Source organism: Gordonia sp. ALPHA1B1 (assembly GCF_005502615.1).
Classification (GTDB): domain Bacteria; phylum Actinomycetota; class Actinomycetes; order Mycobacteriales; family Mycobacteriaceae; genus Gordonia; species Gordonia hongkongensis.
The window spans coordinates 91,383-102,319 of record NZ_SCOC01000018.1 but is presented as its reverse complement, the minus strand read 5'-3'; the positions used below and the strand labels follow the sequence as shown (position 1 = coordinate 102,319).

At 68.7% G+C, this 10,937-nt stretch carries 8 protein-coding genes and 2 rRNA genes; all 10 read left to right on the top strand.

Going from position 1 to position 10,937, the window contains the following annotated elements:
- Positions 1-91 (top strand): 23S ribosomal RNA (locus FFS52_RS13995); the annotation flags it as partial.
- A gap of 114 nt (positions 92-205) precedes the next feature.
- Positions 206-322 (top strand): 5S ribosomal RNA (gene rrf, locus FFS52_RS13990).
- 132 nt (positions 323-454) lie between these two features.
- Entirely contained in the window at positions 455-2,671 is a 2,217-nt protein-coding gene (locus FFS52_RS13985; RefSeq protein ID WP_137810049.1) for an HAD-IIA family hydrolase, read from the top strand.
- An 11-nt stretch (positions 2,672-2,682) separates the two neighbouring features.
- A complete protein-coding gene (locus FFS52_RS13980) occupies positions 2,683-2,973 on the top strand; it encodes a hypothetical protein (RefSeq protein ID WP_065632274.1) in 291 nt (96 codons plus the stop codon).
- A 52-nt stretch (positions 2,974-3,025) separates the two neighbouring features.
- Positions 3,026-3,913 carry a TlyA family RNA methyltransferase gene (locus tag FFS52_RS13975; RefSeq protein WP_068972182.1) on the top strand — a complete coding sequence of 296 codons (888 nt, stop codon included), beginning with the start codon at positions 3,026-3,028 and terminating at the stop codon, positions 3,911-3,913.
- Positions 3,914-3,984: 71 nt separating this feature from the next.
- Positions 3,985-5,004 carry an NAD kinase gene (locus tag FFS52_RS13970; RefSeq protein WP_137810048.1) on the top strand — a complete coding sequence of 340 codons (1,020 nt, stop codon included), beginning with the start codon at positions 3,985-3,987 and terminating at the stop codon, positions 5,002-5,004.
- A gap of 2 nt (positions 5,005-5,006) precedes the next feature.
- Positions 5,007-6,761, top strand: coding sequence for a DNA repair protein RecN (gene recN, locus FFS52_RS13965; RefSeq protein WP_068972161.1), 1,755 nt, complete (start codon positions 5,007-5,009; stop codon positions 6,759-6,761).
- 102 nt (positions 6,762-6,863) lie between these two features.
- Positions 6,864-8,051, top strand: coding sequence for a putative cytokinetic ring protein SteA (steA, locus tag FFS52_RS13960; protein ID WP_058253215.1), 1,188 nt, complete (start codon positions 6,864-6,866; stop codon positions 8,049-8,051).
- Between the two features lie 3 nt (positions 8,052-8,054).
- Positions 8,055-8,990 (top strand): copper transporter, encoded by a 936-nt coding sequence (locus FFS52_RS13955; protein WP_065629797.1) that lies wholly within the window; start codon positions 8,055-8,057, stop codon positions 8,988-8,990.
- 142 nt (positions 8,991-9,132) lie between these two features.
- On the top strand, positions 9,133-10,932 hold the full coding sequence (locus tag FFS52_RS13950) for a CTP synthase (protein WP_137810047.1): 1,800 nt from the start codon (positions 9,133-9,135) through the stop codon (positions 10,930-10,932).
- Positions 10,933-10,937 lie beyond the last annotated feature (5 nt).

Here is a 10,937-nt window from a genome sequence, read left to right as displayed (position 1 = left end):
CCCCCCACAGACCATGGGGTTGATAGGCCAGAACTGTACGCACAGCAATGTGTTCAGGTGACTGGTACTAATCGGCCGAGGACTTACCAACAACACCCACAACATCACCAAACACGGTTTTGGTGTGTTCGCATCCACTATGTACTTCTGAAACAACACACAACAAACAAATAAACACTGTTGTGTGACAGTTGTTTCACAAAGTTACGGCGGCTATAGCGGAGGGGAAACGCCCGGCCCCATTCCGAACCCGGAAGCTAAGCCCTCCAGCGCCAATGGTACTGCACCCTAATCAGTGTGGGAGAGTAGGACACCGCCGAACACAATTTCAGAAAGGCCCCGTATTCGATGATTTCTTTCGTCGGATACGGGGTCTTTCTCGTGCGTCGGTCGCCTGATGCGTCATCGCCGGGCGGCACAACTCAGCAAGGTTCGAGGGCATAGATTGGCAGCTATGAGTGATCGTGATCGTCCGCGCCGCGACGGGCGCGGCCAGCGGGACACACGTGGACAGCGGGATGGCGGTCGAGGTGGCCGGAATGATCGTCCGGGGCGTGACCGCGGATCTGATCGCGGCAGCCGGCAGCCCGCGCCACCGCTACCCGAGGACATCGCGGCGTCGGATCTCGATCCCGAGGTGCGCCGTGATCTGCTGACGCTCGACAAGGCCAACGCCGAGATCGTCGCGCGGCACCTGGTGATGGTGTCGCGCATCCTGCTCGAGGATCCCGTCCAGGCGCTGGAACATGCACGTGCCGCTCGCGCCCGTGCTTCCCGGGTCGGCGTCGTTCGCGAGACCGTCGGCATCGCTGCCTACAACGCGGGCGAGTGGCAGGAGTCGGCGACCGAACTCCGCGCAGCCAAGCGCATCACCGGCAACCCGGCCCTGCTGCCGCTCATCGCCGACTGCGAACGCGGACTCGGGCGCCCCGAACGTGCCGTCGAGATCGCGCGCGGTGACGAGGGACGGTCACTGACCGGCGACGATGCCACCGAGATGCGGATCGTCGAAGCCGGTGCCCGCATGGACCTCGGTGAACCGGAGAAAGCGGTCGTCACGCTGCAGGCCGAGAACCTCAAGCCCGGGCAGCTCGGTACCGGACCGGCCCGTCTCTTCTATGCATATGCGTCTGCCCTGGAAGCTGCCGGTCGTCGCGACGACGCGATCACCTGGTTCATGAACGCGGCGGCCGCCGACGTCGACGACGTCACCGATGCCGAGTTCCGGCTGACCGAGCTGGCCAACGACGACCAGCCGTCCGAGAGTGTGGGAGTGAACGGCGCTGCGCCAGGCGAGCTCGACAGCCCGCTGTCGGTGCCGGCTGTCGATAGGGACATCGACTCCGATGCGGACCCGATCCCGCCCGCCTCGGCGCCTGCGCCCGATGTCACTCCCGCAATCGATTCACCTGCTGCGTCCGGTGCCATCGAGAACGACACCATCGAGAAGGACACCATCGAGGCCGTTCCGGGTACGGCCGACCTGTCACAGACCTCGAATTCGGTGGCGGTGTCAGCCGTTGCCGAGGAAGAGGGAGATGCCGGCGATGACGTGATCGCCGAGTCGACCATCGTGGAAGGGGTGCCCAATCCCCTCGCCACCCTGGACGAGTCGTCGGGAACCGAGTCTGCGGCCGAACCCGCCATCACATCGCCGTCCGATTCCGTGACCCTTGTCGATCGTCACGACGCACTGCTCCTCGACCTCGACGGCACGGTGTTCGCCGGGCACCACGCGCTGCCGAATGCGCTCGATGCCCTCGCCCGGCTGAACATCCCGCGGTTCTTCGTGACCAACAACGCGAGCCGGCGGCCGTCCGAGGTGGCCGCGCACCTGCGTGAGCTGGGGTTCGAGGCGACCGACGACCTCGTCGTCACGAGTGCACAGTCGGGCGCGCGGCTGCTGTCCGAACATCTCGAGCCGGGTTCGCGTGCACTGGTGATCGGTACCGACGGACTCGCGCAGGAAGTCCGCGAAGTCGGTGTCGGGGTGACGCGTAGTGCCGACGACCGACCGGCCGCGGTGATCCAGGGACACTCGCCGGACACCGGTTGGGCGCAACTGTCGGAGGCGGCGCTCGCGATCCGGGCCGGCGCGCTGTGGATCGCGACGAACATCGACGCCACCCTGCCGTCCGAACGGGGCCTGCTCGTGGGGAATGGTTCGATGGTCGCCGCGCTGCGCAACGCGACGGGCAAGGAGCCCATGGTGGCCGGCAAGCCCGCCGCACCGTTGATGGCCGACGCGATCGCGCGTGCTCGGGCGAGTGCGCCGCTCGTGGTCGGGGACCGGCTGGACACCGACATCGAGGGCGGCCATGCCGTCGGTATCGAGAGCGCTCTGGTCCTGACCGGTGTGAGCACGGTCGACGATCTGCTGTCGGCGCCCCCGGAGCAGCGGCCCACCTACGTTCTCGACGACCTCGCCGGCCTGTTCGTCGACATCGACGCCGTGCGCGTGTCCGACCGGCCCGATTGGGACATCACAGTCGAGGGTTCGACCGTGCGGGTCGCCGGTTCCGGCGCGGAGGCGGGACTGGTGCCCGCGCTCGCCGCCGCGACCTGGGCCGCGGTCGATGCCGGGTCCGCGGATCCGGACGACTTGCGGGTGATCGCAGAGGGAACCGCGAGGACCAAGCTCGAGTCCCTCGGTGTCACAGTCGTCGGCTAGCGTGGTCCACGATGACTCACCCGACCGCCTCCCCGGCTGACCCAGGACCGTCCCGGCCCACACCGGGAGCGATGCCGCGTCGACAGTTCGACCCCGTCGCCGACGCATTCGCCATTGCCGATGGGGCCGGGGAGCTGCCCGACGTGGAGGCCGAGGTCACCGAGATCCTCGCGCAGGTCGACGAGATCCGTGAATCGGCGGGTGACGCCTTCTCGCTGGCGGCGCTCGAACGTCAGGCGGCGCTTCTCGAACAGGCCCATGACTCGCTGACCGCGGCCCTCGACGCCGTGGACCGACGATGAGACCGGCCTCGGTGCGGACGCCGGAGTCGTCCACGAGGGAGCGGTTCTGACCATGGTCGCCAGAGCACGACTCGATGCCGAACTCGTCCGCCGAGGTCTCGCCCGATCGCGCGAACAGGCGCGTGAGCTCGTCGATGCCGGGTCGGTCCGGGTCAACGGGACCATCGCGTCGAAGGCGGCCACCGGGGTCACCCGGGACACCCCGATCGTCGTCGACGAGGGTCCGCGAGACGACTGGGCGTCACGAGGCGCGCACAAGCTCCTCGGTGCGCTCGAGGCGTTCGAGCCGGGTGGCCTGACGGTGGAGGGGCGTCGGTGCCTCGACGCCGGCGCATCGACCGGGGGATTCACCGATGTGCTGCTGCGCCGCGGGGCCCGCGAGGTGGTCGCCGCGGACGTCGGATACGGACAACTCATCTGGCGGTTGCAGAACGACGAGCGCGTCGTGGTCCATGACCGGACGAACGTCCGGCACCTCGAGCCCGGGTCCATCGGCGGCCCGGTCGACGTCGTGGTCGCCGACCTGTCGTTCATCTCGTTGGGCCTGGTGCTGCCCGCGCTGGCCCGTTGTTGCGCGCCGGGCGCCGACCTGCTGCCGATGGTCAAACCGCAGTTCGAGGTCGGCAAGGACCGGGTCGGATCGGGCGGCGTGGTCCGCGATCCCGCGCTACGCGCCGAGGCGGTACTCGGAGTCGCGACCGAGGCCGCCGCGCACGGACTGCGGACGCGCGGTGTGGTGGCGAGCCCGCTGCCCGGGCCGTCGGGGAACGTCGAGTACTTCCTGTGGTTGCACAACGAGCTCGCCGACCGGACGGGCGAGGAGTCGGGGTGGAGCGATAGGGTCGACCGGGCGGACTCGACCGACGCGGATCGCCCCCTCGGGTCCCCGGACGAACTACGGGCCATGATCGAACAGGCGGTCGCCGCGGGACCGCGCTGACCCGCTGGGCCCGCGTCTCCGTACCGACACCGCACTTGTCCCAGACCGCACTTCGATGGAGGGGATCACCAGTGACCGACGATCCGGCACCGGACCACACCGGTGCCCGCGAGTTCTTGGTGGTCGCCCACACCGGACGCGAGAACGTGCTCGAGACCATCGAGGCGATCGCGCGCCACTGCGCGGCCGCCGACGTCGCGCTGCGCGTGGTCGACCACGACACCCTCGACCGCGACGCCCCCGATCACGATGTGCTGTACCGGAACAACGAGGGCGAGTCGCCCCGTCCCCGCAACGTACCGGTCGACCCCGAATACCTGCGGTCGCTCGGCGCGGTCGTCGAGGTCACGACGGCCGAGTCCGCGACGGCAGAGGGCTGCGAACTCGTCATCGTCCTGGGCGGGGACGGCACCTTCCTCCGGGCCGCCGAGCTGGCCTATCCCGCCGAGGTCCCGGTCCTGGGTATCAATCTCGGACACATCGGCTTCCTCGCCGAGGCCGAGGCGCATCGCGTCGACGAGGTCATGATCCAGCTGATCGCCCGGGACTACCGCATCGAACCGCGGATGACCCTCGACATCGCCATCGTGGACCCGGCCGACCCGGATCCGCCGACCGCGTGCAGCTGGGCGCTCAACGAGGTCGCGGTCCTGAACACGAGCAACAACGGTGTCCTCGAGCTCGTGACCGAGGTCGACGGCCGGCCGGTCTCGGCCTTCGGCGCCGACGGAGTGCTGGTGTCGTCACCGACCGGGTCGACGGCCTACGCGTTCTCCGCCGGCGGGCCGGTGATGTGGCCCGACCTCGAGGCCATCCTGGTCGTGCCGAACAACGCCCACGCCCTGTTCGCCCGGCCGATGGTGACGAGTCCGCGATCGCGGATCGCGGTGGAGGTGGACAAGAACGGGCGGTCCGCGCTGGCGCTGTGCGACGGCCGACGCGCACTCGACGTGCCCGCGGGAGCGCGGGTCGAGGTGGTGCGCAGCGAACGGTCGGTGCGTTGGATCCGGATCGATTCCGACCCCTTCGCCGACCGACTGGTCACCAAGTTCGCCCTCCCGGTCACGGGATGGCGAGGGAGGCAGGCATAGTCGTGCTCGAAGAGATCTCGATCTCCGGTCTCGGTGTCATCGAGGAGGCGCAGGCGCGCTTCCATCCGGGATTCACGGTGCTCACCGGCGAGACCGGAGCGGGCAAGACGATGATCGTCACCAGCCTGCACCTGCTGTCCGGTGCCCGTGCCGACGCGACGCGCGTCCGGACCGGCAGCCCCAAGGCAGTCGTCGAGGGCCGGTTCCGGCTCGCGAACAACGGCGGAGCGCACCGGGATCCGGTCGTCGCCGACATCCTGGACTCCACCGGAGCCGAACTCGACGACGACGACACCGTCATCGCGGTCCGGTCGGTCAGCGCCGACGGACGATCCCGCGCCCATCTGGGCGGCCGGTCCGTTCCGGTGGGCGTCATGGGCCAACTCACCACGGCGGTCCTGGCCATCCACGGCCAGAACGACCAGTTGCGGCTCCTCCGCCCCGAACACCAGCGCGCGGCACTCGACACGTTCGCCGGCCCGAAGGCGGCTGCGGCGCTGGACTCATACCGGAAGGCACGAACGGCCTGGGTCGAGGTCCTCGACGAACTCGACGCCCGGCGCTCCAACTACCGGGAACTCGCGCAGGAAGCCGACCGGCTGCGGTTCGGCATCGACGAGATCGCCGCGGTCGATCCGGTGCCCGGCGAGGACGAGGAGCTGACCGCGACGATCCGTCGGCTCTCCGACCTGGAGTCCATCCGTGGTGCCGCCGACCAGGCGCACGCCATCGTCGCCGGGGATTCGGGATCGTCGGTCATCGAAGGACTCGGAACAGTGCGCACGCTGCTGGAGACCGCGGCCGACGACACGCTGCGTGATCTCGTCCCGCGCGTCGCCGAGGCGCTCACCGTCATCACCGATGTCGGCGCCGAACTGACCGCCTTCACGTCGGGCCTACCCGCCGACGCCGAGGAGCTCGACAAGTTGCTCGCCCGTCAGGCCGAGCTGAAGACGCTCGTCCGCAAGTACGCGCCGGATGTCGACGGAGTGATCGACTGGCGCCACAAGGCCGAGGCCAGGCTCGCGGAGATCGAGGACCCACGGGCCTCCATCGAGGAGCTCGAGGTCGCCGCGACGGCGGCCCGGGACAAGGTGCAGGCCGCGGCGGACAAGTTGCACACGCTGCGGTCGAAGGCCGCGAAGTCGATGGCCGACAAGGTGTCTCGCGAGCTCAAGGGACTGGCCATGGGGGACTCGGCGCTGGCGGTCGCGGTCAGCCCGGATGCGGCGACGCCCGACGACCGGCTGGCCGTCAGCGTCGCGGGCACCGCCGCCCACGCCGGCGCCGACGGAGCGGACAAGGTCGAGTTCGCACTTCTCGCCCATCCCGGCGCCACGCCGCTGCCCATCGCGAAATCGGCGTCGGGCGGCGAACTCTCGCGGGTCATGCTCGCCCTCGAAGTCGTCCTCGCCGCACCCACCTCGGGATCGGTGATGGTCTTCGACGAGGTCGACGCCGGGGTCGGTGGTCGCGCGGCCGTGGAGATCGGGAAGCGGTTGTCGAGGCTGGCACGAGCACACCAGGTGATCGTGGTGACCCACCTCCCTCAGGTCGCGGCGTTCGCCGACAACCACCTGGTCATCGGCAAGAGCAAGAAGGGGGCGCTCGTCACCAGCAGTGTGCGCACGCTCGATCGCAGCGAGCGAGTGGCGGAGTTGGCCCGCATGCTCGCGGGCTTGGGGGAGTCCGACACCGGGCGCGCCCATGCCGAGGAACTGCTGGCCACCGCGGAGGCGGAGCGCGCCGCCGACTGAGCACCGCGGACGGTGAAACACATGATGCGTGTGTGACAAAAGTTGCTGCTGTTACGGCGCGCCTCCCCGGCTGAGGCGTGCCTTCGGCCGATCATGGCCGTCATGAAGATGCCTGCACTGCTCGCGCGTAACACCGAAGAACTGCCTGGCGTGACCGGTATCGCCAGAATCGACAAGAACACGAAACGGCTGCTCAACCGCGTCGGGCCGGGCGACATCGCCATCCTCGACGAGGTCGACCTCGACCGGGTGACCGCCGACGCGCTCGTCGAGGCCAACGTCGTGGCCGTGGTCAACGCCTCGCGGTCGATCACCGGCCGCTACCCCAACCTCGGACCCGAGGTCCTGGTGGCCTCCGGCATCGTGCTGCTCGACGATGTGGGTCCGGAGATCTTCAAGCGGGTCAAGGACGGTGCCAAGGTGCGGGTCCACAACGACCGGCTCCTCGTCGGCGAACGGCGACTCGCCCTCGGTACCGAACTCGAGGAGCGCGACATCGCCGACATCATGATCGGTGCCAAGGCGGGCCTCGTCGATCATCTCGAGGCGTTCTCGGGCAACACGATCGAGTTCATCCGCAGCGAGTCGCCGCTGCTGATCGACGGGGTCGGTGTGCCGGAGATCGACGTCGACGTCGCAGGCCGTCACGTCGTCATCGTCGGCGAAGGTGCCGACCGGGCTGCCGACCTCCGCTCGCTGAAGCCGTTCATCAAGGAGTACCAGCCCGTCATGGTGGGCGTCGGAGCCGGTGCGGACACGCTGATGAAGGCCGGGTACAAGCCGTCGATCATCGTCGGCGATCCCGAGACCATGAAGACTCCGACGCTGAAATCCGGTGCACAGCTGGTGCTTCCGGCCGACACCGACGGACATGCGACCGGGCTCGAACGCATTCAGGACCTCGGCATCGGGGCCACCACGTTCCCGGCCGCCGGGTCGGCCGGCGACCTCGCGTTGCTGCTCACCGACTACCACGGCGCCGACCTGATCGTCACCGTCGGCTACCCGGGATCGCTCGACGACTTCTTCGACCGGTCGCGCCGGGAGAGCAATCCGTCGATGTTCCTGACCCGACTGAAGGTGGGCCAGAAGCTCGTCGACGCGAAGGCGGTCGCCACGCTCTACCGCAGTCGGGTGTCCGGTGCCGCGATCGCGTGTGTCGTGCTCGCGGCACTCGTCGCCGTCATCGCCGCCGTGCTGCTGTCGAACGCGGGCACCGACATCACCGACTGGATCGTCGTGCAGTGGAATGCGCTGCTCGACTGGGCTCGAGAGGTCTGGAACCGGTAGCCGATGATCTCGCTACGACAGCATGCGATCTCGCTGGTCGCGGTCTTCCTCGCGCTCGCCCTGGGACTGTTCCTGGGTTCGGGATTCGTCGGGGACCGCGTCAACTCGATGACCGGCACGAGTCGTGACCGCATCGGCGACCTGGAGAGCGAGCGCGACGATCTCAACGCAAAGCTCAACGCCTCCAACAGCTTCGACCTCGCCATCACACCCCGGCTGATCGCGAACAAGCTCAAGGGGCAGTCCGTGCTGGTGGTCACCGCACCGAACGCGGCGGATGCCGATGTCGATGCGGTCAAAGAATCGATCTCGGGTGCCGGTGCCCGATTCGGCGGACAGATCGGTTTGACCGACGCACTGCTCACCGACGGCAAGTCCGAGGAACTGCGGACGATCGTCGACCAGACCATTCCGCCGGGCACGATGCTGCGCGCGGAACTGACCGATTCCGGGGGCCGGGTCGGGGACCTGCTCGGGGCCCTCGTGCTGTCGAACGAGACAGCGCGACCGGCGTCGTCCGGGGACCGTCGGACCGGGCTGGCGACACTGCGCGACGGTGGGTTCATCGACTACGCCGACAACGCGATCACCCCGACCGATCTGGTGGTGGTGGTGACCGGTGACGAGTTCGGTCCGGACTCCGGTGCGCAGGGCACGCTGGTCGGCCGCCTGGCCGCCACGCTGTCGGCACGCGGGGTCGGCGGGGTACTGGTCGGACGCACCGGCTCCGCGGCGGGCGGGTCGCCGATCGCCATCGTCCGCTCGGATCCGTCGCTGGCCAACGCGGTCTCGACCGTCGACAACATCGACCAGCCGACGGGTCTCATCACGACGATCCTCGCCCTGGCCGCCGAGGCCGACGGGACGACCGGCTCCTACGGCACCGGCCCGGGCGCGACCGCGATCACCGTCGGTGCCGACGGACGACCGGCCGCCTGAGATCGAGTCCGCCACCGCACGCGAGCACCGCCACACCCGTCGACGGTGTGGCGGTGCGGCGTCGGGCGTCGGTGGTGTTACCCTGGAGTCCCGTAGGTAATCAGGGCATCGGCCCCGATTCGGCCGACGGGAGACACTTCTTTTGCGACCACTTCGCCATGTACACGACACCAAGCACATCTTTGTGACCGGTGGCGTCGCCTCTTCGCTGGGCAAGGGCCTGACGGCCTCCAGCCTGGGTCAGCTTCTCACCTCGCGGGGCCTGCGGGTCACCATGCAGAAGCTCGATCCGTATCTGAACGTCGATCCGGGCACCATGAATCCGTTCCAGCACGGTGAGGTGTTCGTGACCGAGGACGGCGCCGAGACCGATCTCGACGTCGGACATTACGAGCGTTTCCTCGACCGCAATCTCTCGCAGTCGGCGAATGTGACCACCGGACAGGTGTATTCGTCGGTCATCGCCAAGGAGCGCCGCGGCGAGTACCTCGGTGAAACCGTTCAGGTCATCCCGCACATCACCGACGAGCTCAAGTCGCGCGTGCTGGCCATGGCCGAACCCGACGCCGACGGTGAAGTGCCCGATGTGGTCATCACCGAGATCGGTGGCACGGTCGGCGACATCGAGTCGCTGCCGTTCATCGAGGCCGCGCGCCAGGTGCGCCACGACGTCGGCCGCGACAATGTCTTCTTCCTGCACGTCTCGCTCGTGCCCTACCTCGCGCCGTCGGGGGAACTCAAGACCAAGCCGACCCAGCACTCGGTCGCCGCGCTGCGCAACGTCGGCATCCAGCCCGACGCGCTGATCCTGCGCTGCGACCGCGATGTGCCCGAAGGGCTCAAGAAGAAGATCGCGCTCATGTGCGACGTCGAACTCGACGGCGTGATCTCCACCCCCGACGCCCCGTCGATCTACGACATCCCGAAGGTGCTCCACAGCGAGCACCTCGACGCCTACGTCGTCCGCAAGCTCGGTCTGCCGTTCCGCGACGTCGACTGGACGGTGTGGGGCGAGCTCCTCCGCCGTGTGCACGAGCCGCGCGAGACAGTGCGTGTCGCGCTGGTCGGCAAGTACGTCGATCTCCCCGACGCCTACCTGTCGGTGACCGAGGCCATCCGCGCCGGTGGCTTCGCCTGGAAGGCGCGCACCGAGATCAAGTGGGTGCCGTCGGATGAGTGCGCCACCCAAGCCGGCGCGCAGGCCGCCCTCGGCGACGTCGACGCGATCCTGATCCCCGGCGGTTTCGGCATCCGCGGCATCGAGGGCAAGGTCGGTGCCATCTCGTACGCACGGCGGCGCGGGATCCCGCTGCTGGGCTTGTGCCTCGGGCTGCAATGTGTGGTCATCGAGGCGGCCCGCTCGGTCGGCCTCGACGAGGCCAGCTCGACCGAGTTCGACCCAGGAACCCCGCACCCGGTGATCTCGACGATGGCCGATCAGGCCGACGCGGTGGCCGGCGACGCCGACCTGGGCGGCACCATGCGACTCGGTGCCTACGACGCCGTGCTGAAGGCCGGGTCCGTCGTCGCCGAGGCGTACGGGACGCGGGAAGTGTCCGAACGTCACCGTCATCGCTTCGAGGTCAACAACGCCTACCGCGACAAGATCGCCGACTCCGGGCTCGTGTTCTCGGGTACCTCGCCCGATGGGCACCTCGTCGAATTCGTCGAGTACCCCAAGTCGGTGCACCCGTACCTGGTTGCCACGCAGGCACACCCGGAGCTCAAGAGCCGGCCGACCCGGCCGCATCCGCTGTTCCGGTCGTTCATCGAGGCGGCCCTGAAGTACAAGGCGGCCGAACGTCTTCCGGTCGACCTCGGCGACGACTACGAGTCGAACGACGCTCCCGCGGACGCGGTGGCCGCCGTCAACGCGGTCACGGTGGAACCGGTCGCCGGGCTGGGCGAGGCAGTCCTCGACGACCCTGCCGGCAGGGACTGACCGCA